The sequence below is a fragment of the Phycicoccus sp. DTK01 genome (assembly GCF_017312765.1).
Lineage (GTDB): Bacteria > Actinomycetota > Actinomycetes > Actinomycetales > Dermatophilaceae > Phycicoccus > Phycicoccus jejuensis.
This window is the reverse complement of record NZ_BOPU01000004.1, coordinates 283,386-307,160: the sequence shown is the minus strand read 5'-3', so window position 1 is coordinate 307,160 and position 23,775 is coordinate 283,386. Positions and strand designations below refer to the sequence as shown.

Here is a 23,775-nt window from a genome sequence, read left to right as displayed (position 1 = left end):
CGTGAGCGCGCTGCGCCCGGGGGTGGCCGTCGACGTCCGCGTGCCGGCGAGCAGCGCCAACCTGGGGCCCGGGTTCGACTCCGTCGGCTGCGCCCTCGGTGTGTGGGACCGCTGCCGCGCGACCGTCACCGCCGAGCCCGGCCTCGTCGTCGTCGTCGAGGGCGAGGGGGCGGGCGCCGTCCCGCTCGACGAGACCCACCTGGTGCACCGCGCGATGCGCACGGCCTGGGCGGAGGCGGCCGTCGAGGCGCCGGCCGGCCTGCGCCTCGAGTGCGTCAACGCCGTCCCGCACGGCCGGGGGATGGGCTCGTCGGCGACGGCGATCGTCACCGGCATCGTCGCCGCGCTCGCCCTGGCCTCGGTCTCGCGCGGTGACGGGGGAGCGGTCGACCTCGACGCCGCGAACTCGCTGGCGGCGCGTCTCGAGGGCCACCCCGACAACGCCTCCGCGAGCGTCTACGGCGGCGTGACCCTCTCGTGGAGCGAGCCCGGGGGGACGACGACGGTGCGCCTGCCGGTGCACCCGGACCTCGCGCCCGTCGTCTTCGCCCCGGACACCCAGCTCTCGACGGCGCGCGCCCGCTCGGTGCTGCCGCAGCAGGTGCGCCTCGCCGACGCCGCGGCGAACTCCGCCCGCGCCGCGCTCCTCGTCCACGCCCTGCGCGACGAGCCCGCCCTCCTCGTCGAGGCCACCCGCGACTGGCTGCACCAGGAGGCGCGCCGGCCGTCCTACGCCGCGTCGATGGCGCTCGTCGACTCCCTGCGCGCCGACGGTCACGCCGCCGCGATCTCTGGGGCCGGCCCGTCGGTCCTCGTCCTCGCGCAGCGGGAGCGGCTCGACCACGCCCGCTCGTTCGGCCCCGCGGGGTGGCGCGTGCTCACACCGGGGATCCCCGCCGAGGGTGCGTCGGTCGAGGTCGTCGACGGGCCCTGACCTGCACGGACGCGTGAGGTGTCCGTCCCGGTGGATCCGGCGTCCGGGCCCCGGGCGCGGTGGTACTGTGGAGAACGAGCGATCGCCGCCGATGCCGGGCCCTGTTCCCGATGCCTGCAGCCGACCGCCCTCCCACGCCCCCGGGGCACAGAGACCGCAGCCTGACCGGCTGCACGCTCGGGCGTGGCCCCTTCCACCCAGACCGGCTCACCCTGCCGGTCCACGAGCGAGGGAAAGGATCCTTCGTGTCAGACACCACCACCCTCGAGGCGTCGGCGTCCGCCGGCGGCCAGCGCCGGTCCGGCGCCCTGTCGGCCATGCGGCTCGCCGAGCTGCAGGGCCTCGCCTCGAGCATGGGCATCAGCGGGACCGCCAAGATGCGCAAGGGCGACCTCGTCACCGCCATCCGCGCCCGCCAGAACGGCGAGAGCGGCCCCGCCGCCACGGGCGAGCAGCCCGTCGCGCGCCGCTCCCGCCGGGCCGAGGCCCCGGCAAGTCGCACCGAGGCCCCCGCCGAGCCGGCGCCGGCCGCCGAGCGCGCGCCCGAGCCGGCGCCGGCCGTCGAGCGTGCCGAGCGCGAGCAGATGCGCGAGCGCGGCGACCGCGAGCAGTCCCGTGACCGTGGCGAGCAGCGCGAGCAGCCCCGCCGGGAGCGTGCCGAGCGCGAGCAGCCCCAGACCCGTGACCGCGGCGAGCAGCAGGGCCGTGACCGTGGCGAGCAGCAGCGCGACGAGCGCGAGCAGCCCCGTGACGACCGCGGCGCCGCCGACCAGCAGCGCCGGGACGACGACGAGGAGGGCGGCCGCGGTCGCCGTCGCCGCAACCGGGGACGCAACCGCGACAAGCGGACCCGCCAGCCCGGTGACGCTCCCGAGCAGCGCTCCGAGGCGGGGGAGCCGCAGATCCACGACGACGACGTCCTCGTGCCGGTCGCGGGCATCCTCGACATCCTCGACAGCTACGCGTTCGTCCGCACGACCGGCTACCTGCCGGGCAGCAGCGACGTCTACGTCCCGATGCAGATGGTCAAGCGCTACGGCCTGCGCAAGGGCGACGCGGTCACCGGCTCGATCAAGGCCGTCCGCGAGGGCGAGGAGGCGCAGCAGCACACCGTCGGCGGGCGCAACAACCGCCAGAAGTACACGCCGCTCGCGCGTCTCGACACGGTCAACGCGATGACCCCGGAGGACGCCCGTCGGCGCCCCGAGTTCGGCAAGCTGACGCCGCTCTACCCGCAGGACCGCCTGCGCCTGGAGACGACGCAGCAGCAGCTGACGACGCGGATCATCGACCTCGTCGCCCCGATCGGCAAGGGCCAGCGCGGGCTCATCGTCGCCCCGGCGAAGGCCGGCAAGACGATGGTCATGCAGGCCATCGCCAACGCGATCACGACGAACAACCCCGAGTGCCACCTCATGGTCGTCCTCGTCGACGAGCGTCCGGAGGAGGTCACGGACATGCAGCGCGCCGTCAAGGGCGAGGTCATCGCCTCGACCTTCGACCGGCCCGCCGACGACCACACGACGGTCGCCGAGCTCGCCATCGAGCGGGCCAAGCGGCTCGTCGAGATGGGCCACGACGTCGTCGTGCTCCTCGACTCGATCACCAAGCTCGGCCGCGCCTACAACCTGGCGGCGCCGGCGAGCGGGCGCATCCTGTCCGGCGGCGTCGACTCGGCGGCGCTCTACCCGCCGAAGAAGTTCTTCGGGGCCGCGCGCAACATCGAGGACGGCGGCTCGCTGACCATCCTCGCGACGGCGCTCGTCGAGACCGGCTCGCGGATGGACGAGGTGATCTTCGAGGAGTTCAAGGGCACCGGCAACATGGAGCTCAAGCTCGACCGGCAGCTCGCGAACCGTCGCATCTTCCCTGCGGTCGACGTCAACAACTCCGGCACGCGGCGCGAGGAGATCCTCCTGGCCCCCGACGAGCTGAAGATCATGTGGAAGCTGCGCCGGGTGCTCGCCGCGCTCGACAGCCAGCAGGGCATCGAGCTGCTGCTCGACCGGCTGAAGAAGACGAAGACGAACTACGAGTTCCTCGTCTCGGTGCAGCAGACGAGCTCGATGAAGCCGGAGGACGAGGACGCCTGAGGCGCCCCGCCCGACCCGACCGCCCCGGTCACGCCAGCGCGTGGCCGGGGCGTCGTCGTCGCGGTGGACGGTGCGTCAGCGCGGCGGACCGAGCGCGAGCCGGCGGCGCAGCTCCGTCCGACCGGCGTCGTCGTCGGGGAGGTCCCACCAGGACTCGACCCACCACGTCGCGCCGGCCTCGGCCCACGCGTCGACCGGAGGACGGGCGTCGCCGAACGACCCGTGGGAGTCGCCCTCGACGACGACGTCGTAGCCGTCCATCGAGAGCCCGGCGCCGGCCCGTAGGTCGGTCAGCCGCGCGACGACCCCGCGCAGGGCGTCGTGGGTGAGGCGCGAGCCGGGGTCGTCCGGGCCCGCGCCGACGACCGCGGGCAGGACACCCTGCCAGCGGGCCGCGCGTTCGAGCGAGCGCTGGCGGGAGCGACCGGGCAGCAGCGCGCCGACGCACCAGACCGGCGGGTGCGGGCGCTGCGCCGGGGGAGGGGGCACGAGCTCGGTGACCGGCTGCGCCGACCAGTGCTCGCCGTGGTGCTCGAACGGCTGGCCGCGCAGGAGCCCGGCCCACACGGCGAGGCCCTCGTCGAGCTTCGCGGCGCGGGTCGCGCGGCCCTCGTCGGGCTCGAAGGCGAGCCAGTTGCCGTGCAGGGCGCCGAGCCCGACGCCGAGGGTGACCCGCCCGCCGGAGAGCCGGTCGACGGAGGCCACCCGGGAGGCGAGGTCCCAGGGCCGGTAGCGGGACGCCGGGGTGACGATCGTGCCGAGCCGGATGCGCTCGGTGACCATCGCCGCCGCGGCGAGGGTCGCCCACGCGTCCTGCCCCCAGACGGCCTCCCACGTGAAGACCTGGTCCCACCCCGCGTCCTCCGCGACGCACGCGAGATCGGCGAACTCGCGCTCGGTGGCCCACGGGACGACGGCTCCGTACCTCATCCGCCCGACGGTAGCCCCCGGGACCGACGGTCGGCCCGGGGCGATGACCGGTCGAGGAGGGCATCGGGCGAACGGCCCCACCTGCGGCCGAGGTCTGGACCGCACCCGGGGGCGGGTCCCTAGCGTGGCGGCACGCCCCCACCGAGCACCGGAAGGAGTCCCGATGTCCGCCCAGCCCGTCACCTCGCCACTGCCCGAGGCCCCCGACCTCTCCGCGCTGCTCGTCGACGCCGTGACCACCCTCGCCGCGGCCGCCTGCCGGCGCTCGCTCCTGTTCTCGGTCGACCTCGACGACGAGCCGCTCGACGTCCCGCTGCCCTCCGCGGCGTGGCACGACCTCGTCGTCGCGGTGCTCACGCGGGCCGTGGCCACGCTGCCCCCGGGGACGGAGGTCGCGCTCTCGCTGGGCCGGCACGCCGGGCTCGTCACGCTGCGGCTCGGGGACACCGCCCCGGGCGTCGCCCCGGCGGGCTCCGACGGCGGCCTCACCCGCGAGGCCGTCGAGGCGCTCGGCGGCCGGCTCGACGTGACGTCGGTCGCCGGGGTGGGGAACGTCGTCGAGCTGACCTGGCCGGCCGCCGCGCCGGGCCGGCACCTGTCCGTCGTCTGACGGGCCCGGGCACCGCCCGACGGTGGGAATGCCGCGGGCGCCCGGGCCGTTGTGCAGGGTGGTCGAGGACGGAGCACCGCCGTTTAGGAGACGGTGACCTGCTCTGGCACACTTGACCGCTGGACCGGTTCACGGCACAGACGCGTTTCCTGAGCAGCCTCCCACGAGGGCCGCAGTCGGGGCGCCCAGGGTGACCAGCAGGGTGCTGGGCCCGCCGACCCGGAGACATCCGAGGAGACATCGTGAAAAAGGACATCCACCCCACGTACGTGGAGACCACCGTCACCTGCACGTGTGGCAACACGTTCACCACCCACAGCACCGCGGCCAACGGCGTCATCCACGCCGACGTCTGCAGCGCCTGCCACCCGTTCTACACGGGCAAGCAGAAGATCCTCGACACCGGTGGCCGCGTGGCCCGGTTCGAGGCCCGCTACGGCAAGAAGGCCGCCAAGTAGCATCCGCGACGCGCCGGTCCGCCCCTGGAGGGCGGGCCGGCGCGTCCGTGTCTCCACCCCCACCCGTCCCGAGGAGGTCGGCCCGTGATCGAGTCCGCCGAGGTGCTCGTCGCCGAGCACGCCGCGCTCGAGCGTGCGATGGGGGACCCCGCCGTCGCCTCCGACCCCGACCGGCTGCGCGAGGCCAACCAGCGCTACGCCGCGCTCGGCCCGGTCGTCGCCGCGCACCGCGCCTGGCGCGCGGCCCACGACGACCTCGGGGCGGCCCGCGAGCTGGCCGGCGAGGACCCGGCCTTCGCCGAGGAGCTGCCCGCGCTCGAGGCGGCCGTGGCCGCGGCCGAGGACCGGCTGCGGCGCCTCCTCGTCCCGCGCGACCCCGAGGACGACCGCGACGTCATCCTCGAGGTCAAGGCGGGGGAGGGCGGCGAGGAGTCGGCCCTCTTCGCCGGTGACCTCCTGCGGATGTACCTGCGCCACGCGGAGCGCCGCGGCTGGCGCACCGAGGTCCTCGACGCGACCGAGTCCGACCTCGGCGGCTACAAGGACGTCCGCGTCTCGGTGAAGTCGCGGGGCGCGGCGGCGCCCGGCGAGGCGCCGTGGGCGCGCCTGAAGTACGAGGGCGGCGTGCACCGCGTGCAGCGCGTCCCCGTCACCGAGAGCCAAGGCCGCATCCACACCTCCGCCGCCGGGGTCTGGGTCATGCCCGAGGCGGAGGAGGTCGAGGTGACGATCGACGCGGGCGACCTGCGCATCGACGTCTTCCGCAGCAGCGGCCCGGGCGGGCAGAGCGTCAACACGACCGACTCCGCCGTCCGGATCACCCACCTGCCGACCGGGCTCGTGGTGTCGTGCCAGAACGAGAAGAGCCAGCTGCAGAACCGCGAGGCCGCGCTGCGCGTGCTGCGCGCCCGCCTGCACCAGATGGCGATGGACGAGCGGCACGCCGCCGAGTCCGACGCCCGCGCGAGCCAGGTCCGCACCGTCGACCGCAGCGAGCGCATCCGCACGTACAACTTCCCCGAGAACCGCGTCAGCGACCACCGCACTGGCTACAAGGCGCACAACCTCGACGCCGTGCTCGACGGCGACCTCGACCCGGTCGTGCAGTCCGCCGTCGACGCCGACGAGGCCGCGAGGCTCGCCGCCATCTCCGACCGATGACGACGACCGACGTCCTCCTCGCCGGGGCTCGGGCCGCGCTCGCGGGGGCCGGCGTCCCGTCGCCGGACGCCGACGCCGTCGAGCTCCTGTCGCACGTGCTCGGCGTCGACCACGGCGAGGTGCGGATGCGGGGCATCCTGCGCACGGCCGTCGTCGAGCGGGACGCGGCGCGGTTCGAGGACCTCGTGCAGGAACGGGCCGCGCGGGTGCCGCTGCAGCACCTCACCGGGCGTGCGCACTTCCGGCACCTGACCCTCGCCGTGGGGCCCGGCGTCTTCGTGCCGCGCCCCGAGACCGAGCTGACGGCCGGGCACGCGGTCGAGGCGGCCCGCGCGGCGGGGTCGGCCCCGGTCGTCGTCGACCTCTGCACCGGGTCGGGGGCCATCGCGCTCGCCGTCGCCGACGAGGTGCCGGGCGCCCGGGTGCACGCCGTCGAGCTGTCGCCCGAGGCGCACGGCTGGGCGCGTCGCAACACCGACCGCCTCGGCCTGCCGGTCGACCTGCGGCTCGGTGACGCCACGACGGCCTTCGACGACCTCGAGGGGACGGTCGACGTCGTCGTGAGCAACCCGCCGTACATCCCCGACGGCGCCGTCCCGGTCGACCCCGAGGTGCGCGACCACGACCCGGCCCTGGCGCTGTTCGGCCGTTCTGCCGACGGCCTCGCCGTGCCGCTCGCCGTCGCCGCGCGGGCCGCGGTGCTCCTGCACGCCGGCGGGGTGCTCGTCATGGAGCACGCCGACGAGCAGGGCGAGAGCCTGCCGGCGGCGCTGCGGGCGACGGGGGAGTGGCGCGACGTCGTCGACCACCCCGACCTCGCCGGCCGGCCGCGCACCACCGTCGCGGTCCGCGACGGGCGCGGCTGAACCCTCCGCGTCCCGGCGGGGCCCGCGCCCTACGCTGGTCCCCATGAGCCCGGTCTTCGACTGCACCACCGAGGCGGGGCGCGCCGACGCGCTGCCCAAGGTCGCCGAGGGGGTCCGCAACGGACGTCTCGTCGTCCTGCCCACCGACACCGTGTACGGCATCGGCGCCGACGCCTTCTCGCCGGAGGCCGTCCGCGACCTCCTCGACGCCAAGGGCCGTGGCACCGACATGCCGCCGCCGGTCCTCGTCCCCGAGGCGCGCACGCTCGAGGGCCTCGCGACCGAGGTGCCCGACTACGCGCGCGCGCTCGTCGAGGAGTTCTGGCCCGGCCCGCTCACCGTCGTCCTGCGCGCCCAGCCCTCGCTCGCCTGGGACCTCGGCGAGACCGGCGGCACGGTCGCGCTGCGGATGCCCGACGACGAGGTCGCCCTCGCGCTCCTGCGCGAGGTCGGCCCGATGGCCGTGAGCAGCGCCAACCGCCACGGGTACCCCTCGAGCCGCACGGTCGTCGAGGCCGCGACGCAGCTCGGCGCGAGCGTCGAGTTCTACCTCGACGGCGGCCCGAGCACGGGCGGCCTCGCGTCGACCATCGTCGACTGCACCCGCGACGAGCCGGCCATCCTCCGGCTCGGCGCGCTGTCGGAGGAGGCCGTCATGGCCGTCGTCGAGCGCTCGCGCGCCGACGCCCTAGAGTTGTCGGGCGCCGGGCCCGGCGCGAGCAGCCAGGACGAGCCGCGGGAGAGCGCCGACGATGAGTGACACGTTCTACGGATCCGACTTCGACGCCCTCTCGGCGTTCGACCCCGAGATCGCCTCGGTCCTCACCGGCGAGCTCGACCGGCTCCGCGGCGGGCTGCAGCTCATCGCCAGCGAGAACCTCTCGAGCCCCGAGGTCCTCACGGCCCTCGGCTCGACGCTGTCGAACAAGTACGCCGAGGGCTACCCGGGGCGCCGCTACTACGGCGGCTGCTCGGAGGTCGACAAGGCCGAGTCGCTCGCCATCGAGCGCGCCAAGGCCCTCTTCGGCGCCGACCACGCCAACGTCCAGCCGCACTCGGGCGCCAGCGCGAACCAGGCCGTCTACGGCGCGTTCCTCAAGCCGGGCGAGACCATCCTCGCGATGAGCCTGCCGCACGGAGGGCACCTGACCCACGGCACGAAGGTCTCGTTCTCCGGCAAGTGGTTCGACGCCGTGCACTACGGCGTCGACAAGGACACCGAGGACATCGACTACGACGAGGTCGAGCGCCTCGCCAAGGAGCACCGCCCCAAGGTGCTCCTCGCCGGCGGGTCCGCCATCCCGCGCACGATCGACTTCGAGCGCTTCCGTGCCATCGCCGACGAGGTCGGCGCGATCTTCTGGGTCGACGCCGCGCACTTCATCGGCCTCGTTGCCGGGCAGGCCATCGAGAGCCCGGTGCCGCACGCCGACGTCGTCTCGTTCACGACGCACAAGGTGCTGCGCGGCCCGCGCTCCGGGGCCATCGTCTGCCGCGAGGAGCACGCCGCCGCCATCGACAAGGCCGTCTTCCCGATGATGCAGGGTGGCCCGCAGATGCACACGATCGCCGCGAAGGCCGTCAACTTCAAGGAGTGCGCGACCCCCGAGTACGCCGCGTACACGCGCCAGGTCATCGCCAACGCGAAGGTGCTCGCGCAGGCCCTCGGGGAGCACGGGATCCGCCCGACGACCGGTGGCACCGACACCCACCTCAGCCTGCACGACCTCCAGGGTGTGCACGTGACCGGTGTCGACGCCGAGGCGCGCAGCGACGCCGCGGGGATCACCCTCAACAAGAACGCGATCCCGTTCGACCCCCAGAAGCCGAACATCGCGTCCGGCATCCGGGTCGGCACCCCGTGCGTCACGACGCAGGGGATGGGCGAGGACGAGATGCGCACCATCGCGCGCCTCATCGCCCGGGCCGTCACCGAGGGCGACGCCGACCCGCAGCACGCGGTCTCGCGCGAGGTCCGCGGCGAGGTCACCGAGCTCGTGCAGGCGTTCCCGGCGTACCCCCGCCCGGCCTGAGGCCGCCGGAGCCGCCGCCCGTGACCGACTCCGTCCCGGCCCCCGAACCGCGCCTGCTGACCCGGCTCAACCGCCGGGGCTTCCGGCTCGTCATGGTGCTCGACGCCGGGGCCGTGTTCCTGCTGTCGGTGCTGTCGATGCTCTGGCGCAACGGGCTGCCGCCCTGGCCGACGTACCCGACGGCCCTCTACGGGCTGTCGTTCGCCGTCTCCTCCCTCATCTTCCTCGTGGCCTTCTACTTCGGCGGGCTCTACGAGCGCGAGCCCCGGCTCGGGGGAGCGGCGGTCCTGCCGCGGGCGGCGCGGCTCTCGCTCGCCGCCGGCAGCTTCGTCGCCTTGCTCAACCTCGTGCTCAGCGCCCTGCTGCGCCAGCGGGGGTCGATCGTCGACCGGCCCCTGCCGTTCCCGATCCTCAACCTCGTGGCGGTCATCGCGCTCGCGGGGGTCGCCGTCGCGGTCAACCGCGGCGTCGTCCACTGGATGCGCACACGGCGCGAAGGTCCTCCGCGCGTCGTGCTCGCGGGGCTCGGCCCCGACATCGAGCTGGCCCGCCAGCACGTCGTCGACAACCACTCGCGGCTCGAGGTCGTCGCCGAGGTCGACGACCCGCACCGCATCGTCGAGGTGGTGGCGCGCACGGGGGCGACGGACGTCCTGCTCCTGACCGCCGCGTGGCTCGACGTCTGGTACCCCCGCACGATCGGCCGGCTGGACCAGCAGGACGTCACGGTGCTGCTGCGCGTCGGCGGGCGCGAGACGCTCTTCGGCCTGGACCGGCTGCGCGAGGTCGCAGGCCTGCCCTTCGTGCTCCTCATGCCGCAGACCATGGCCATCTCGCAGCGCCGGTTCAAGCGGCTGCTCGACCTCGTCCTCGTCGTCGCCACCGCCCCCGTCTGGCTGCTGCTGCTCGGGGGAGTGGCGCTGCACCAGCTCGCCGTCGCGGGGCGCCCGCTGCTCTACCGCCAGACGCGCGTCGGCGTCGGCGGCGAGACGTTCGAGATGGTGAAGTTCCGCACGATGCGCACCGACGCCGAGGTCGAGGGTGCCCAGCTCTCGAGCGGGACGGCGGACCCCCGCGTCATCCCCGCCTGCCGCTGGGTGCGGGCCACCCGCGCCGACGAGCTGCCGCAGATCCTCCACATCCTCACCGGCCGGATGTCCGTCGTCGGCCCGCGCCCGGAGCGCCCCGAGCTGACGGCGGGGTTCGACCAGGAGATCGCGGGGTACACCCGTCGCCACGAGGTTCCTCCCGGGCTGACGGGCCTCGCGCAGATCCACGGGCGCTACCACACCGACGCCCAGTACAAGCTCGGCTACGACCTGCAGTACCTCGTCAACTGGTCCCCGGTGCTCGACCTCGAGATCATCGCGCGAACCATCTGGGTGGTCCTCGCCCGGCGCGTCTGACCTGCGCTTTTGGCCTCGCCGGGGGCTTGTGATAACTTTCACAAGCCGTCCACGGAGAGTCGATCTCCACCCCTCGACGACAAGGCCGATCACGGATGACCGACCCCCACGAGAACGCCGTCGCCCCCGCCGGGGCGCCGTTCGCGGTGATGCTGCGAGGAGCGCTGCTCCCGTCCACCGTCGCCGGCGTCGTGGCCGTGGTCGTCCTGACGGTCGTGCGCGGGGGAGACGCCTTCGTCGGCTCGCTGCTCGGCCTCGCCGTCTCCGTCGGCTTCTACGCCTCGGGGATGTTCCTGCTCAGCCGGCTCGTCCGCAGCGCCAGCCCGCACGCGTTCTTCGCCGTCGCGATGGCCGTGTACTTCGGGCAGGTCCTGCTCCTGCTCGTGTTCTTCATCGTCTTTCGTGACGCCTCCTGGGTCGACGGCACCGCGCTCGCGGTGACCGCCCTCGTCGTCACCATCGCCTGGCAGGCCTTCGCCTGGCGCGCGATGCGCACCGCTCGTTTCCCCGTCTACGACGAGCCCGCAGCGGACCCGGAGGAGCGCCCGTGAGCGCGCCGGGGACCGCGGGTCCCGCCGTCGCGACCACTCGCGGCGGTCGGGTAGCGTACGTCCAGTCCACCCGGGTGCCCGTCGTCGGCGCCTGTGAATTCCCCGAGGAGAGGCTGTGAGCCCGACCGTGGTCTCCGCTAGCTGGCTGCCCGCCGCCGTCGCGACCGCCGAAGGAGGCGAGGGGGGCTTCCAGACCCCCGGCGTGGCCAACTTTTGGTGGCCCGTCGTGCCGTTCGACGGCACCGGCCCGTGGGTGCTGACCCGCCCGGCACTCGTCCTGCTCATCTCGGTCGGCCTCCTCGCGTGGTTCTACCTCGGTGCGACCCGCAAGCTGTCGGTCGTCCCGACCAAGAGCCAGTTCCTCGTCGAGGGCAGCTACAACTTCGTCCGCAACACCATCGGGCGCGACATCATCGGCAGCAAGGACTTCCTGCAGTTCGTCCCGCTGCTCATGACGCTCTTCACGCTCATCCTCGTGAACAACGTCTTCGGCATCGTCCCGTTCATCCAGTTCCCGACGATGAGCCGCCTCGGCATCCCGCTCGTGCTCACGGTGATCGTCTACATCACCTACCACACGGTCGCGATCCGCCGGAAGCACGGAGTCCTGCCCTACTTCAAGAGCCTCGTGCCCCCCGGCCTGCCGGGCTGGCTCAAGCCGATCCTCTTCGCGCTGGAGTTCCTCACGTACTTCGTGATCCGGCCGCTGACGCTCGCGCTGCGACTCTTCGGCAACATGCTGGCCGGCCACCTGATGCTCCTCGTGTTCATCCTCGGCGGCGAGTACCTCCTCCTCCACGGGGACAACCTCTTCCTCAACGCCTCGGGCGTCCTCTCCTTCGTCTTCTCGATCGCGATGACGTTCTTCGAGCTCCTCATCGAGTTCCTCCAGGCGTTCATCTTCACCCTCCTCGCCGCGCTCTACATCAGCGACGCGGTGAGCGAGCACCACTGACCCCCGGCCTCGTCCGGTAGCACGACCCCCGCACCATCCCCGACGTCGGGACCGGCCCGGCGCCACCGAAAGGAACACACGACATGTACGGCTCCATCGCCTACCTCGGCTACGGTCTCGCCGCGATCGGCCCCGGCATCGGTGTCGGCCTGATCTTCGCCGCCTACATCAACGGTGTGGCCCGTCAGCCCGAGGCCCGCGGCATGCTCCAGACCATCGCCTTCACCGGCATGGCGATCACGGAGGCGCTGGCCATCCTCGGTCTCGTCTTCGCCTTCGTCTTCCAGGGCACGAACCCGAACTGACGTCGGGTCACCGACCTGCACCTGCTCGACCTGAACCGACGAGATAAGGACGCGATGTGCTCACCGCATCCGTAGTGGCCGCCGAGGAGACCGGATTCCCCTCGGGCTTCCCGCTGCTGCCCCACCCCGCCGAGATGATCATCGGCATCATCGCCTTCGGCATCCTGTACTGGCTGTACAAGACGAAGGTCGTCCCGCGCCTCGAGGAGCTCTACGAGGAGCGCGCCGCCGCGATCGAGGGCGGCATGCAGCAGGCCGAGGTCGCCCAGGCCGAGGCCCGGGCCGCGCTGGAGCAGTACACGGCCCAGCTCGCCGAGGCCCGCGCCGAGGCGAACTCGATCCGCGAGTCCGCCCGCGAGCAGGGCGCCCAGATCGTCGCGGAGATGCGCGCGCAGGCCCAGGCCGAGGCGTCCCGCATCACCGAGTCGGCCAAGCGCCAGGTCGAGGCCGAGCGCCAGCAGGCCGTGGTCCAGCTGCGCCAGGAGGTCGGCACGCTGTCGACCGCCCTCGCGAGCAAGATCGTCGGCGAGTCCCTCGAGGACGAGGTGCGCCAGAAGGGCATCGTCGACCGCTTCCTCGCGGAGCTCGAGGCCGGCGAGGTCCGGCCCGAGAAGGTCGCGCCGGCCGGGCAGGACGCCTGATGCGTGGCTCGTCCCGCGGTGCCGCGAAGGCCTCCCAGGAGGCCCTCGACACCGCCCTGCGCGGCGGTGACGCCGGGACCCTCGCCGAGGAGCTCTTCGCGGTGACCGGTGTCGTCGAGGGCAACGCGTCCCTGCGGCGCGCGCTCGCCGACCCCTCCCGCGAGGGCTCGGCGAAGGCCGGGCTCGCCCGCTCGCTCTTCGGCAGCCGCCTCGGCGCCTCCACCGCCGAGCTCGTCGCCACGGTGGCGGGCCAGCGGTGGGCCGACGAGCGCGACCTCGGCGACACCCTCGAGAGCCTCGCCGTGCAGGCGGTCCTCGCGGGTGCCGAGTCCGCGGGCCGCATCGACCGGGTCGAGGACGAGCTGTTCCGCTTCGAGCGGATCGTCGCCGCCGACCCCGGTCTGCGCGACACGCTCTCCAGCCGCAACACCGACGCCGAGGGCAAGGCCGGCCTCGTCCGGACGCTGCTGGCCGCCAAGGCCGCCCCCGAGACGGTGCGCCTCGTCGAGCAGGCCGTGCGCACGCCGCGCGGTCGTCGGCTCGACCGGGTCATGGAGGCCTACCTCGAGCTCGCCTCGCGCCGTCGCGACGAGCTCACCGCCCTGGTGACGACCGCCGTCGCCCTGAGCGAGCAGCAGCAGGCCCGCCTGCGCAGCGCGCTCGAGAAGCACTACGGCAAGGCCGTCGCCCTCCAGGTGGTCCTCGAGCCCGCCGTCATGGGCGGCATCCGGGTCCAGGTCGGCGACGAGGTCGTCGACGGGACCGTGCTGCGCCGCCTCGACGAGGCGCGCCGGCACGTCACCGGCAGCTGACCTCCGCACGACAACTTCAGACGCACGACCACACGAACTGCGGCCCACAGGGGCCGGTGACCGAGGAGAAGATCACACATGACGGAGCTCTCGATCCGTCCGGACGAGATCCGGGACGCGCTGGACAGCTACGTGCGCTCCTACGAGCCGGGGGCGGCCTCCCGCGAGGAGGTCGGCCGCGTCACCGACGCCGGTGACGGCATCGCGCACGTCGAGGGTCTGCCCTCGGCGATGACCAACGAGCTGCTGCAGTTCGAGGACGGCACGCTGGGCCTCGCGCTCAACCTCGACGTCCACGAGATCGGCGTCGTCGTCCTCGGTGACTTCTCCAAGATCGAGGAGGGCCAGGAGGTCAAGCGGACCGGCGAGGTCCTCTCGGTCCCCGTCGGGGACGCGTTCCTCGGCCGCGTCGTCGACCCGCTCGGCAACCCCATCGACGGCCTCGGCGAGATCGCCTCGGACGAGCGCCGCGCGCTCGAGCTCCAGGCGCCGACCGTCGTCCAGCGCAAGTCGGTCCACCAGCCGCTGCAGACCGGCCTCAAGGCCGTCGACGCGATGACGCCCATCGGGCGTGGCCAGCGCCAGCTGATCATCGGTGACCGCCAGACCGGCAAGACCACGGTGGCGGTCGACACGATCATCAACCAGAAGGAGTTCTGGGAGACCGGCGACCCGGAGAAGCAGGTCCGCTGCATCTACGTCGCCATCGGCCAGAAGGGCTCGACGATCGCCTCCGTGCGCGGCACCCTCGAGGACGCCGGCGCGATGGAGTACACGACCATCGTCGCGGCCCCCGCCTCCGACTCCGCGGGCTTCAAGTACCTCGCGCCGTACACCGGCTCGGCCATCGGCCAGCACTGGATGTACCAGGGCAAGCACGTCCTCATCGTCTTCGACGACCTGTCCAAGCAGGCCGAGGCCTACCGCGCCGTCTCCCTCCTGCTGCGCCGCCCGCCGGGCCGCGAGGCCTACCCCGGTGACGTCTTCTACCTGCACAGCCGGCTGCTCGAGCGCTGCGCGAAGCTCTCCGACGAGCTCGGCGCGGGCTCGATGACCGGCCTGCCGATCATCGAGACCAAGGCGGGTGACGTCTCGGCGTACATCCCGACCAACGTCATCTCGATCACCGACGGCCAGATCTACCTCCAGGCCGACCTGTTCAACGCCAACGTCCGCCCGGCGATCGACGTGGGTGTCTCCGTCTCCCGCGTCGGTGGTGCCGCGCAGATCAAGGCGATGAAGTCGGTCGCCGGTCGCCTCAAGCTCGACCTCGCGCAGTACCGCGCCCTCGAGGCCTTCGCGATGTTCGCGTCCGACCTCGACCCGGCCTCCCGCGCCCAGCTCGCGAAGGGTGCCCGCCTCGTCGAGCTCCTCAAGCAGCGCCAGGCCGCGCCGGTCCCGGTCGAGGAGCAGGTCGTCTCCATCTGGATGGGCACGACCGGCAAGCTCGACAGCGTCGCCGTCGAGGACGTGCGTCGCTTCGAGGGCGAGTTCCTCGACCACCTGCGCCGCACCAAGGGCGACCTCCTCGCGGCCATCCGCGAGACGGGGAAGTTCGAGGAGAGCACCGAGCAGGCGCTCGAGGCCGAGGTCGAGACCTTCAAGACCAAGCTCTTCGACGGCTCGGGCGCCGAGTCGGTCCCGGTCAACGACCAGGGCGAGGACGGCAGCGAGGCGATGGACTCCGACCAGGAGCAGATCGTCCGCCAGAAGCGCTGACGCCCTCCACCGAGACACGACGAAAGGCGGGATGACATGGGAGCGCAGATCCGGGAGTACCGGCAGCGCATCCGCGCCGTCAGCTCGACGAAGAAGATCACCCGGGCCATGGAGCTCATGGCCGCGGCCCGCGTCGTCAAGGCGCAGGAGGCGGTCCGCGAGTCCTCGCCGTACGCCCGGGCGCTGACCCGTGCGGTCTCGGCGGTGGCGACGTTCTCGACCGAGGACCACCCGCTCACCTCCGAGAAGACCGACGTGCGGCGTGCGGCGGTCGTCATCATGACCTCCGACCGCGGCCTCGCGGGTGCGTACTCCTCCTCGGTCATCAAGGAGAGCGAGCGCCTCGTCGCGCGCCTGCGCGACGAGGGCAAGGAGGTCGTGCCCTACCTCCTCGGCCGCAAGGCGATCGGGTTCTACAAGTTCCGCCACCGCGAGATCGCGGCGGAGTGGAGCGGCTTCTCCGAGAAGCCGTCCTTCGAGATCGCCCGCGAGGTCGGGGAGCGGCTCGTCGCCGACTTCACGACGGCGACCGACGAGGGCGGCATCGACGAGGTGCACGTCGTCTTCAGCCGCTTCGTGTCGATGGTGACCCAGGAGCCGGACGTCATCCGCCTCCTGCCGCTCGAGGTCGTCGAGGGTGAGGAGAAGCCGTCCGCGGACGAGCTGCTCCCGCTGTACGACTTCGAGCCGGGGGCCGCCCAGGTGCTCGACGCGCTGCTGCCGAAGTACGTCAACGCGCGGCTCTTCAACTGCATGCTCCAGGCCGCCGCCTCCGAGCTCGCCGCCCGCCAGCGGGCGATGAAGTCGGCGACGGACAACGCCGAGGAGCTCATCAAGAAGTACACCCGGCTGGCGAACCAGGCGCGCCAGGCCGAGATCACCCAAGAGATCAGCGAAATCGTCGGTGGCGCCAGCGCGCTGGCCGAGAGCAAGTGAGTGAGAGAGAGACCATGACTGCCACTGTCACCGAGAACAGCGAGGCCGCCGCCGCCGGCGCGGTCGGCCGGATCTCCCGCATCATCGGCCCGGTCGTCGACGTCGAGTTCCCCGTCGACGGCATGCCGGACCAGTACAACCTGCTGACCACCGAGGTCGAGATCGGCGGCGAGAAGAAGTCGCTCAACCTCGAGGTCGCCCAGCACATCGGCGACAACATGGTCCGCGCCATCTCCCTGCAGCCGACCGACGGCCTCGTCCGCGGCACGGCGGTGCAGGACACCGGCGGCCCCATCACGGTGCCCGTCGGCGACGTCACGCTCGGCAAGGTGTTCAACACGACCGGTGAGGTCATGAACCTCGCCGAGGGCGAGCGCTTCGAGGTCAACGAGCGCTGGGGGATCCACCGCAAGGCCCCGGCCTTCGACCAGCTCGAGTCCAAGACCCAGATGTTCGAGACGGGCATCAAGGTCATCGACCTGCTCACCCCGTACGTCCAGGGTGGGAAGATCGGCCTCTTCGGTGGTGCGGGCGTCGGCAAGACCGTCCTCATCCAGGAGATGATCGCCCGCGTCGCCCGCGACCACGGTGGTGTGTCGGTGTTCGCCGGTGTCGGCGAGCGCACCCGTGAGGGCAACGACCTCATGGTCGAGATGGAGGAGGCCGGCGTCCTCGGCCAGACCGCCCTGGTCTTCGGCCAGATGGACGAGCCGCCGGGCACCCGCCTGCGCGTCGCCCTGTCGGCGCTGACGATGGCGGAGTACTTCCGCGACGTCCAGAAGCAGGACGTGCTCCTGTTCATCGACAACATCTTCCGCTTCACGCAGGCCGGCTCCGAGGTCTCGACCCTCCTCGGCCGCATGCCGTCCGCGGTGGGCTACCAGCCGACCCTCGCCGACGAGATGGGCACCCTCCAGGAGCGCATCACCTCGACGCGTGGTCACTCGATCACCTCGATGCAGGCGATCTACGTCCCCGCCGACGACTACACCGACCCGGCGCCGGCCACGACGTTCGCGCACCTCGACGCGACGACCGAGCTCTCGCGCGAGATCGCGTCGCTCGGCATCTACCCGGCCGTGGACCCGCTCACCTCGACGAGCCGGATCCTCGACCGCCGCTACATCGCCGAGGACCACTACAGCACCGCGCTGCGCGTCAAGGGGATCCTCCAGCGCAACAAGGAGCTGCAGGACATCATCGCGATCCTCGGCATCGACGAGCTCTCCGAGGAGGACAAGGTCCTCGTCAACCGGGCCCGTCGCCTCCAGCGCTTCCTGTCGCAGAACACCTACGTCGCGAAGCAGTTCACCGGCATCGAGGGCTCCACGGTCTCGCTCGCCGACACGATCGAGGGCTTCACCAAGATCTGTGACGGCGACTTCGACCACGTCGGTGAGCAGGCGTTCTTCATGTGCGGTGGCCTCGACGACGTCGAGCGCCAGTGGGCCGAGATCCAGAAGAACCTCTGATGGCTCTCCAGGTCGAGCTCGTCGCCGCGGACCGCAAGGTCTGGGAGGGCGAGGCCAGCCAGGTCAGCGCCCGCTCGACCGAGGGTGACCTCGGCGTGCTCCCGGGCCACCAGCCGATGCTCGTCGTCCTCGCCGAGGGCGAGGTCCGCATCAACGCCGGTGGCTGGAAGAGCGCGGTCGTCGACGGCGGCTTCATGTCGGTCGACCACGACCGCGTGACGATCGTCGCCGAGACGGTGGACGCCGCCGGCATGGGTTCCTGACGACACGGGCGGGGACGGGCTTCGGATGGATGCACTGGTCGTCTCCGAGCTCGTCCTCGCCCTCGTCGTCCTCACCGTCCTCGGCGCGCTCACCTTCGTGTGGGCGCGCCGTCGGTTCATCTCCGGGGACGGTCGTCCCGTCATGCTCTGCGCGCTGCGGGACGACGACGGGGGACGCTGGCGCCTGGGCCTGGCCCGGCTCGGGGCCGAGCGCTTCGAGTGGTTCAGCATCGTCGGGCCGTCGCTGCGGCCCGAGGTCTCCTGGCTGCGCGGGGAGGTCGAGCTCGGCTCGCCGCAGCCGACGACCGAGGTCATCCCCGGGCTGTCGGAGCCGGTGGCCGTGACCGGCACCGCGGCGGGCCGCTCGTGCGAGTTCGCCTTCGTGCCGGCGGCCTACACCGCCGTCCGGGCCTGGCTCGAGTCGAGCCCGCCCGGACTCAACGTCAACGTCGCCTGACCTCAGCGGGCGTTGGGGTCGGCCTCGCGGCCGCCGCCGGGCGCCCAGAGGACGTCGCCGCCGGCATCGACGTTGGCCGTGCGGGCGAGGACGAAGAGCAGGTCCGAGAGCCGGTTGAGGTACTGCGCGGTCGTCGGGTTGACCCCGCCGTGGCCGCGCTCGGTGCCCGGCTCGGTGCCGTACTCCTCGATGGCCGCCCACGTCGAGCGCTCGGCTCGCCGGACGACGGTGAGCGCCTGGTGCAGGTAGGCCGAGCCGGGCGTGCCGCCGGGCAGGATGAACGAGCGCAGCTTCTCGAGCGGGGCGAGCCAGGTGTCGCAGTCGGCCTCGAGCTCGGCGACCCACTCGTCCTTGACGCGCAGCGGCGGGTACTCGTAGCTCTCCTGGAGCGGCGTGCACAGGTCGGCGCCGACGTCGAAGAGGTCGTTCTGCACGCGCAGCAGGACGGTGCGCACCTCGACCGGCAGCCCGCCGCACGCGATGGCGACGCCGAGGGCGGCGTTCGCCTCGTTGACGTCCGCGTAGGCGGCCAGGCGCACGTCGGTCTTGCGGGTGCGGCTGAGGTCGCCGAGCGCCGTCGTGCCGTCGTCGCCGGTCCGGGTCCAGATCCGGGTGAGGTTGACCATGCGCACAGTCTCGCAGGCGACCGGCACGGCCACGGCGCTGGCCGCTAGGTGACATCGGCGACGTCGTTGTCGAATCGTGACCGTGTGCGCTGGGCCACCGGGGCGGGTTCGTGGGTCGATAGGGGCACACGACGACGTGGAGAGGGGGAGGACGTGGCCGACCGGGGAGAACCGACCGCGACCATCACCGAGCACGCCCGGGACGAGGGTGTGCTCATCACCGTGACGGGGCGCCTCGACGCCCGCAGCGCCGCCGACCTCAGGTCGGCGCTGCACCGGGTCATCGCCCAGGGCGCGGACCCGCTCCACCTCGACCTCACGGGGGCGCACATCGGGGACGCGTGCGCCCTCGGGCTGCTGCTCGAGGCGCACCGGCGGGCCCACCGCGCCGGTCGGCGCCTCGTCGTCGTGGCCGCCGACGACCGCACCCGCCGTCTGCTCCTGCGGCTGCGGCTGCCCGGCCTGCTCGCGCCGCCGGTCCCCGTGCCCTGAGCGGCGGTCGGCGCGACGCCGGTCGCCGTGGCGTGCCTCACGTGTGGGCACTCTCACCGCCGGACGACCTACCCGGCTCCGGGGGCCGCGGCTAGCGTTCCGGCCATGTCCGAGAGCAGCGACGCCCCGCGCCCCGAGCGCGACCGCCCGTGGGTCATGCGCACCTACGCCGGCCACTCGAGCGCGGCGGCGAGCAACGCGCTCTACCGGCGCAACCTCGAGAAGGGCCAGACCGGCCTGTCGGTCGCCTTCGACCTGCCGACCCAGACCGGCTACGACCCGGACCACGCGCTGGCCCGCGGCGAGGTCGGCAAGGTCGGCGTCCCCGTGTCGCACGTCGGCGACATGCGGGCGCTCTTCGACGGCATCCCGCTCGCCGAGATGAACACGTCGATGACGATCAACGCGACGGCGATGTGGCTGCTCGCCCTGTACCAGGTGGTCGCCGAGGAGCAGGCCGAGGCGGCCGGGCTCGACCCCGACGAGGCGGTCCGGGCGCTGGCCGGCACGACGCAGAACGACATCATCAAGGAGTACCTGTCGCGGGGGACCTACGCGTTCCCGCCCGGACCCTCGATGCGGCTGATCACCGACCTCGTCGCGCACACCGTCGCCGAGATCCCGCGGTGGAACCCGATCAACATCTGCAGCTACCACCTCCAGGAGGCCGGGGCGACGCCGGTGCAGGAGGTCGCCTACGCGATGTCGACCGCGATCGCGGTCCTCGACGCCGTCCGCGACTCCGGGCAGGTGCCGCCGGAGCGGTTCGGCGAGGTCGTCGCCCGCATCTCGTTCTTCGTCAACGCCGGCGTGCGGTTCGTCGAGGAGATGTGCAAGATGCGCGCCTTCGTCCGGCTCTGGGACGAGGTGACGCTCGAGCGCTACGGCGTCCAGGACCCCAAGCAGCGGCGCTTCCGCTACGGCGTGCAGGTCAACTCGCTGGGGCTGACCGAGGCCCAGCCCGAGAACAACGTCCAGCGCATCGTCCTGGAGATGCTCGCCGTCACCCTGAGCAAGGACGCGCGGGCCCGCGCCGTGCAGCTGCCGGCGTGGAACGAGGCGCTCGGGCTGCCCCGGCCGTGGGACCAGCAGTGGTCGCTGCGGATCCAGCAGGTGCTCGCCTACGAGTCCGACCTGCTCGAGTACGCGGACCTCTTCGAGGGGTCGGTCGTCGTCGAGGCCAAGGTCGAGGAGCTGCTCGCCGGGGCGCGCGAGGAGATGGCGAGGGTCGCCGAGCTCGGCGGCGCGGTCGCGGCGGTCGAGGGCGGCTACATGAAGTCCGAGCTCGTCGCGTCGCACGCGCGCCGCCGCGCCCGCATCGAGGCGGGCGAGGAGGTCGTCATCGGCGTCAACCGCTTCGAGTCGACCGAGCCCAACCCGCTGACCGCCGACCTCGACACCGCGATCCAGACCGTCGACCCCGGGGTCGAGGCCGCCGCCGTCGAGGCGGTGCGGCGCTGGCGCGAGGAGCGGGACGCCGACCCCGCACGGCGCGAGCGGGCCGAGCGCGCCCTCGCCCGCCTGCGCGAGGACGCGGCCGGGTCGACCAACCTCGTGCCCGCGACGCTCGAGTGCGCACGGGCCGGGCTGACGACGGGGGAGTGGGCCGGCGCGCTGCGCGAGGTGTTCGGCGAGTTCCGGGCGCCGACGGGGGTCACGGGCTCGGTCGGGGTCGCCGCGGGTAGCGCCGAGCTGGTGCGGGTGCGCGAGCTCGTCCGCTCGACCGGCGAGGAGCTCGGCGAGCGGCTGCGCGTCCTCGTCGGCAAGCCGGGGCTCGACGGGCACTCCAACGGGGCCGAGCAGGTGGCCGTCCGGGCCCGGGACGCCGGCTTCGAGGTCGTCTACCAAGGCATCCGGCTGACGCCCGAGCAGATCGTCGGCGCGGCCGTCGCCGAGGACGTCCACCTCGTCGGGCTCTCGATCCTCTCCGGCTCGCACATGGAGCTCGTGCCCGACGTCCTCGAGCGGATGCGGGCCGCCGGCGCCGGTGACGTGCCGGTCATCGTCGGCGGGATCATCCCGGACGCCGACGCGGCCCGGCTCAAGGCGCTCGGGGTGGCCGAGGTGTTCACCCCGAAGGACTTCGGGCTCAACGACATCATGGCCCGCTTCGTCGACGTCATCCGCGAGTCCCGGGGGCTCGCGCCGCTCTCCGCCGACAGCGACGCGCCCGCCCCGGCCTGAGCCGGGACGGGCGCGAGGGGGCGTCGGTCAGGCGCCGAGGGCGTCGGTCAGGGCCTTGCCGAACGCGGGGAGGTCGTCGGGGTTGCGGCTCGTGATGAGGTTGTCGTCGATGACGACCTCGCGGTCCTCCCACGTCGCGCCCGCGTTGCGCAGGTCGGTCTGCAGGCTCGGCCACGAGGTGAGCGTGCGACCGCGCAGGACGTCCGCCTCGATGAGCGTCCACGGGGCGTGGCAGATCGCGGCGACCGGCTTGCCGGACTCGACGAACGTGCGCACGAAGGAGACGGCGTCCTGCTCGGTGCGCAGGGCGTCCGGGTTGGCGACACCGCCGGGCAGGACGAGGGCGTCGTAGTCGCCGACCTCGGCGTCGGAGACGACGACGTCGACGGAGAAGGTGTCGGCCTTGTCCAGGTGGTTGAAGGCCTGCACCTCGCCGGACTCGGTGGATACGAGGACGGGGGTGTGGCCGGCCTGCTCGACGGCCTTCCAGGGCTCGGTGAGCTCGACCTGCTCGATGCCCTCGGTGGCGACGAGGAAGGCGACCTTGCGGGGGGTGGTGTTGGTGTCGGTCATGACCATCGGCTACCCGGCCGGGAGGACGCCGAAACAGCGGGTCAGAAGAGGCGGTGCTCGGTGTCGTCGATGCCGCGCAGGGCGTCGTAGTCGAGGACGACGCAGCGGATGCCGCGGTCCTCGGCGAGGGTGCGCGCCTGCGGCTTGATGACCTGGGCGGCGAAGATGCCGGTGACCGGCGCGAGGTGCGGGTCACGGTTCATCAGCTCGAGGTAGCGGGTCAGCTGCTCGACGCCGTCGATCTCGCCGCGCCGCTTGATCTCGACGGCGACGTGGCCGCCGGAGGCGTCGCGGCAGAGGATGTCGACCGGCCCGATCGCCGTCATGTACTCGCGGCGCGAGAGGGTCCAGCCCTCCCCGAGGGTCGTGATGTGCTCGGCGAGCAGCCGCTGGAGGTGCGCCTCGACCCCGTCCTTGACGAGGCCGGGGTCGACCCCGAGGTCGTGCGAGCTGTCGTGGTGGACCTCGTGCAGGCGCACCCGCAGCCGGTCCTCGGACTTCGCGTGCTGGACGACCCAGACCGCGCTCACGCCGTCGGCGGCCTCGGTCTCGTCGGGGGCGACCTCGGCCATCGCGCACGGCGGGGACATCCAGTTGAGCGGCTTGTACGAGCCGCCGTCGGAGTGGACGAGCACCGAGCCGTCGGCCTTGACGAGGAGCAGGCGCGTCGCGAGGGGCAGGTGGGCGCTCAGGCGTCCCTCGTAGTCGACCGAGCACGTCGCGATGACCATCCGCACGAGCGTGAACCCTACCGACCGGCCGTCGAGGCCGCTTGCCCCGCCCCGGACCCCGCGCGCACACTGGTGCCCGAGGTGAGGCCGATGAGGGCAGCGCTGGTGCCGCTGGTGCTCGTGGCGCTGCCGGGCGCCGTCTTCGTCGCCGGCCTCTCCCTCCTGCGCTGGTTCACCGGCGAGCCCGCGCCGCGGGTCCTGCGCCGGCTCGGCCGGCCGACCCGGTGGTGCGCCGACCGGCTGCGGGGCGTGGCCGACGGGATGGAGCGCGTCGGGATGGTGCGGCGGACCCGTCCCGAGCCGGTGCTGCCGGTGCTCCTCGTCCTCGAGCTGCGCCGGCTGGCCGCGGAGGTCGTGCGCATCGAGGGCGACGACCAGCCGCACCGCGCCGCCCGGCTCGCCGCCGCGCGGGCCGCGTACGACCACGTCCTCGTGCAGCTCTGCGGCCACGCCAGCGTGCCGACACCCATCGGCCTGCTGCCCCTGGACCCGCGCGACCGGCTCGGGCTGGAGGTCGAGCTCGTCGCCGCGGGCGTCGACTGGTGACGCCGGGCCCCGCGGCCACGG

26 protein-coding genes are annotated in these 23,775 nt (G+C 73.0%); 22 read left to right on the top strand and 4 right to left on the bottom strand.

Annotated elements, in window-relative coordinates; genetic code table 11:
• The first annotated feature begins 1 nt into the window (after window position 1).
• The gene (gene thrB, locus J3473_RS11490) at window positions 2–934 is read left to right on the top strand and encodes a homoserine kinase (protein WP_207023499.1); all 933 of its coding nucleotides are present in this window, start codon (window positions 2–4) and stop codon (window positions 932–934) included.
• A 317-nt stretch (window positions 935–1,251) separates the two neighbouring features.
• Entirely contained in the window at window positions 1,252–3,027 is a 1,776-nt protein-coding gene (gene rho / locus J3473_RS11485) for a transcription termination factor Rho (protein ID WP_207023639.1), read from the top strand.
• A 75-nt stretch (window positions 3,028–3,102) separates the two neighbouring features.
• On the opposite strand, the gene J3473_RS11480 is transcribed toward rho, so the two are convergent.
• Window positions 3,103–3,957 (bottom strand): LLM class flavin-dependent oxidoreductase, encoded by an 855-nt coding sequence (locus J3473_RS11480; protein WP_207023498.1) that lies wholly within the window; start codon window positions 3,955–3,957, stop codon window positions 3,103–3,105.
• A gap of 163 nt (window positions 3,958–4,120) precedes the next feature.
• Here J3473_RS11480 and J3473_RS11475 point away from each other — a divergent pair, with 163 nt between their 5' ends.
• The 17 genes from J3473_RS11475 to J3473_RS11395 all read left to right on the top strand — a co-directional run bounded on the left by J3473_RS11475 (window position 4,121) and on the right by J3473_RS11395 (window position 18,602).
• Window positions 4,121–4,567: a HAMP domain-containing sensor histidine kinase gene (locus tag J3473_RS11475; protein WP_207023495.1), complete on the top strand. Its 447-nt coding sequence runs from the start codon at window positions 4,121–4,123 to the stop codon at window positions 4,565–4,567.
• Window positions 4,568–4,809: 242 nt separating this feature from the next.
• On the top strand, window positions 4,810–5,025 hold the full coding sequence (gene rpmE / locus J3473_RS11470) for a 50S ribosomal protein L31 (RefSeq protein ID WP_030527785.1): 216 nt from the start codon (window positions 4,810–4,812) through the stop codon (window positions 5,023–5,025).
• An 84-nt stretch (window positions 5,026–5,109) separates the two neighbouring features.
• A complete protein-coding gene (prfA, locus tag J3473_RS11465; protein ID WP_207023492.1) occupies window positions 5,110–6,186 on the top strand; it encodes a peptide chain release factor 1 in 1,077 nt (358 codons plus the stop codon).
• A complete protein-coding gene (prmC, locus tag J3473_RS11460) occupies window positions 6,183–7,052 on the top strand; it encodes a peptide chain release factor N(5)-glutamine methyltransferase (protein WP_207023488.1) in 870 nt (289 codons plus the stop codon). The genes prfA and prmC overlap by 4 nt, the downstream gene beginning before the upstream one ends.
• A gap of 43 nt (window positions 7,053–7,095) precedes the next feature.
• The gene (locus J3473_RS11455; protein WP_036829612.1) at window positions 7,096–7,812 is read left to right on the top strand and encodes an L-threonylcarbamoyladenylate synthase; all 717 of its coding nucleotides are present in this window, start codon (window positions 7,096–7,098) and stop codon (window positions 7,810–7,812) included.
• On the top strand, window positions 7,805–9,085 hold the full coding sequence (glyA, locus tag J3473_RS11450) for a serine hydroxymethyltransferase (RefSeq protein WP_207023485.1): 1,281 nt from the start codon (window positions 7,805–7,807) through the stop codon (window positions 9,083–9,085). Before J3473_RS11455 ends, glyA begins: the two co-directional genes overlap by 8 nt.
• Window positions 9,086–9,105: 20 nt before the next feature.
• A complete protein-coding gene (locus J3473_RS11445; protein ID WP_207023482.1) occupies window positions 9,106–10,491 on the top strand; it encodes a sugar transferase in 1,386 nt (461 codons plus the stop codon).
• 95 nt (window positions 10,492–10,586) lie between these two features.
• Window positions 10,587–11,042, top strand: coding sequence for a hypothetical protein (locus J3473_RS11440; protein WP_207023480.1), 456 nt, complete (start codon window positions 10,587–10,589; stop codon window positions 11,040–11,042).
• 115 nt (window positions 11,043–11,157) lie between these two features.
• A complete protein-coding gene (atpB, locus tag J3473_RS11435) occupies window positions 11,158–11,997 on the top strand; it encodes a F0F1 ATP synthase subunit A (RefSeq protein WP_030527792.1) in 840 nt (279 codons plus the stop codon).
• A gap of 83 nt (window positions 11,998–12,080) precedes the next feature.
• Window positions 12,081–12,302 carry an ATP synthase F0 subunit C gene (atpE, locus tag J3473_RS11430; protein WP_030527793.1) on the top strand — a complete coding sequence of 74 codons (222 nt, stop codon included), beginning with the start codon at window positions 12,081–12,083 and terminating at the stop codon, window positions 12,300–12,302.
• Between the two features lie 56 nt (window positions 12,303–12,358).
• Window positions 12,359–12,943 carry a F0F1 ATP synthase subunit B gene (locus J3473_RS11425; protein WP_030527794.1) on the top strand — a complete coding sequence of 195 codons (585 nt, stop codon included), beginning with the start codon at window positions 12,359–12,361 and terminating at the stop codon, window positions 12,941–12,943.
• A complete protein-coding gene (locus tag J3473_RS11420; RefSeq protein WP_030527795.1) occupies window positions 12,943–13,755 on the top strand; it encodes a F0F1 ATP synthase subunit delta in 813 nt (270 codons plus the stop codon). Before J3473_RS11425 ends, J3473_RS11420 begins: the two co-directional genes overlap by 1 nt.
• Window positions 13,756–13,833: 78 nt before the next feature.
• On the top strand, window positions 13,834–15,474 hold the full coding sequence (gene atpA, locus J3473_RS11415) for a F0F1 ATP synthase subunit alpha (protein WP_030527796.1): 1,641 nt from the start codon (window positions 13,834–13,836) through the stop codon (window positions 15,472–15,474).
• Window positions 15,475–15,510: 36 nt separating this feature from the next.
• Complete coding sequence (locus J3473_RS11410) at window positions 15,511–16,410, top strand: F0F1 ATP synthase subunit gamma (RefSeq protein WP_030527797.1); 900 nt, start codon at window positions 15,511–15,513, stop codon at window positions 16,408–16,410.
• Window positions 16,411–16,424: 14 nt separating this feature from the next.
• On the top strand, window positions 16,425–17,882 hold the full coding sequence (atpD, locus tag J3473_RS11405) for a F0F1 ATP synthase subunit beta (protein ID WP_030527798.1): 1,458 nt from the start codon (window positions 16,425–16,427) through the stop codon (window positions 17,880–17,882).
• Complete coding sequence (locus J3473_RS11400) at window positions 17,879–18,145, top strand: F0F1 ATP synthase subunit epsilon (RefSeq protein ID WP_030527799.1); 267 nt, start codon at window positions 17,879–17,881, stop codon at window positions 18,143–18,145. The genes atpD and J3473_RS11400 overlap by 4 nt, the downstream gene beginning before the upstream one ends.
• A 25-nt stretch (window positions 18,146–18,170) precedes the next feature.
• Complete coding sequence (locus J3473_RS11395) at window positions 18,171–18,602, top strand: DUF2550 family protein (protein ID WP_030527800.1); 432 nt, start codon at window positions 18,171–18,173, stop codon at window positions 18,600–18,602.
• 2 nt (window positions 18,603–18,604) lie between these two features.
• On the opposite strand, the gene J3473_RS11390 is transcribed toward J3473_RS11395, so the two are convergent.
• The gene (locus J3473_RS11390) at window positions 18,605–19,228 is read right to left on the bottom strand and encodes a cob(I)yrinic acid a,c-diamide adenosyltransferase (protein WP_030527801.1); all 624 of its coding nucleotides are present in this window, start codon (window positions 19,226–19,228) and stop codon (window positions 18,605–18,607) included.
• A 153-nt stretch (window positions 19,229–19,381) separates the two neighbouring features.
• On the opposite strand from J3473_RS11390, the gene J3473_RS11385 reads away from it, so the two are divergent.
• Both J3473_RS11385 and J3473_RS11380 read left to right on the top strand, forming a co-directional pair.
• Window positions 19,382–19,720, top strand: a complete 339-nt coding sequence (locus J3473_RS11385) for an STAS domain-containing protein (protein ID WP_242525824.1) — start codon at window positions 19,382–19,384, stop codon at window positions 19,718–19,720.
• 105 nt (window positions 19,721–19,825) lie between these two features.
• Window positions 19,826–21,904 carry a protein meaA gene (locus J3473_RS11380; protein WP_207023476.1) on the top strand — a complete coding sequence of 693 codons (2,079 nt, stop codon included), beginning with the start codon at window positions 19,826–19,828 and terminating at the stop codon, window positions 21,902–21,904.
• A gap of 27 nt (window positions 21,905–21,931) precedes the next feature.
• On the opposite strand, the gene J3473_RS11375 is transcribed toward J3473_RS11380, so the two are convergent.
• A complete protein-coding gene (locus tag J3473_RS11375) occupies window positions 21,932–22,477 on the bottom strand; it encodes a type 1 glutamine amidotransferase domain-containing protein (RefSeq protein ID WP_030527804.1) in 546 nt (181 codons plus the stop codon).
• Between the two features lie 41 nt (window positions 22,478–22,518).
• Window positions 22,519–23,214, bottom strand: a complete 696-nt coding sequence (gene nucS / locus J3473_RS11370; RefSeq protein WP_030527806.1) for an endonuclease NucS — start codon at window positions 23,212–23,214, stop codon at window positions 22,519–22,521.
• Between the two features lie 84 nt (window positions 23,215–23,298).
• Between nucS and J3473_RS11365 the strand changes: the two genes are divergently transcribed.
• The gene (locus J3473_RS11365) at window positions 23,299–23,754 is read left to right on the top strand and encodes a hypothetical protein (protein WP_207023474.1); all 456 of its coding nucleotides are present in this window, start codon (window positions 23,299–23,301) and stop codon (window positions 23,752–23,754) included.
• Window positions 23,755–23,775: the final 21 nt, after the last annotated feature.

Coding starts and splice junctions, on each gene's coding strand:
- rho (WP_207023639.1), top strand. CDS start 1,252: ATGCGGCTCGCCGAGCTGCAGGGCCTCGCCTCGAGCATGGGCATCAGC.
- J3473_RS11480 (WP_207023498.1), bottom strand. CDS start 3,957: ATGAGGTACGGAGCCGTCGTCCCGTGGGCCACCGAGCGCGAGTTCGCC.
- J3473_RS11475 (WP_207023495.1), top strand. CDS start 4,121: ATGTCCGCCCAGCCCGTCACCTCGCCACTGCCCGAGGCCCCCGACCTC.
- prmC (WP_207023488.1), top strand. CDS start 6,183: ATGACGACGACCGACGTCCTCCTCGCCGGGGCTCGGGCCGCGCTCGCG.
- J3473_RS11455 (WP_036829612.1), top strand. CDS start 7,096: ATGAGCCCGGTCTTCGACTGCACCACCGAGGCGGGGCGCGCCGACGCG.
- glyA (WP_207023485.1), top strand. CDS start 7,805: ATGAGTGACACGTTCTACGGATCCGACTTCGACGCCCTCTCGGCGTTC.
- J3473_RS11440 (WP_207023480.1), top strand. CDS start 10,587: ATGACCGACCCCCACGAGAACGCCGTCGCCCCCGCCGGGGCGCCGTTC.
- atpE (WP_030527793.1), top strand. CDS start 12,081: ATGTACGGCTCCATCGCCTACCTCGGCTACGGTCTCGCCGCGATCGGC.
- J3473_RS11420 (WP_030527795.1), top strand. CDS start 12,943: ATGCGTGGCTCGTCCCGCGGTGCCGCGAAGGCCTCCCAGGAGGCCCTC.
- atpA (WP_030527796.1), top strand. CDS start 13,834: ATGACGGAGCTCTCGATCCGTCCGGACGAGATCCGGGACGCGCTGGAC.
- J3473_RS11410 (WP_030527797.1), top strand. CDS start 15,511: ATGGGAGCGCAGATCCGGGAGTACCGGCAGCGCATCCGCGCCGTCAGC.
- atpD (WP_030527798.1), top strand. CDS start 16,425: ATGACTGCCACTGTCACCGAGAACAGCGAGGCCGCCGCCGCCGGCGCG.
- J3473_RS11395 (WP_030527800.1), top strand. CDS start 18,171: ATGGATGCACTGGTCGTCTCCGAGCTCGTCCTCGCCCTCGTCGTCCTC.
- J3473_RS11390 (WP_030527801.1), bottom strand. CDS start 19,228: ATGGTCAACCTCACCCGGATCTGGACCCGGACCGGCGACGACGGCACG.
- J3473_RS11380 (WP_207023476.1), top strand. CDS start 19,826: ATGTCCGAGAGCAGCGACGCCCCGCGCCCCGAGCGCGACCGCCCGTGG.
- J3473_RS11375 (WP_030527804.1), bottom strand. CDS start 22,477: ATGACCGACACCAACACCACCCCCCGCAAGGTCGCCTTCCTCGTCGCC.
- J3473_RS11365 (WP_207023474.1), top strand. CDS start 23,299: ATGAGGGCAGCGCTGGTGCCGCTGGTGCTCGTGGCGCTGCCGGGCGCC.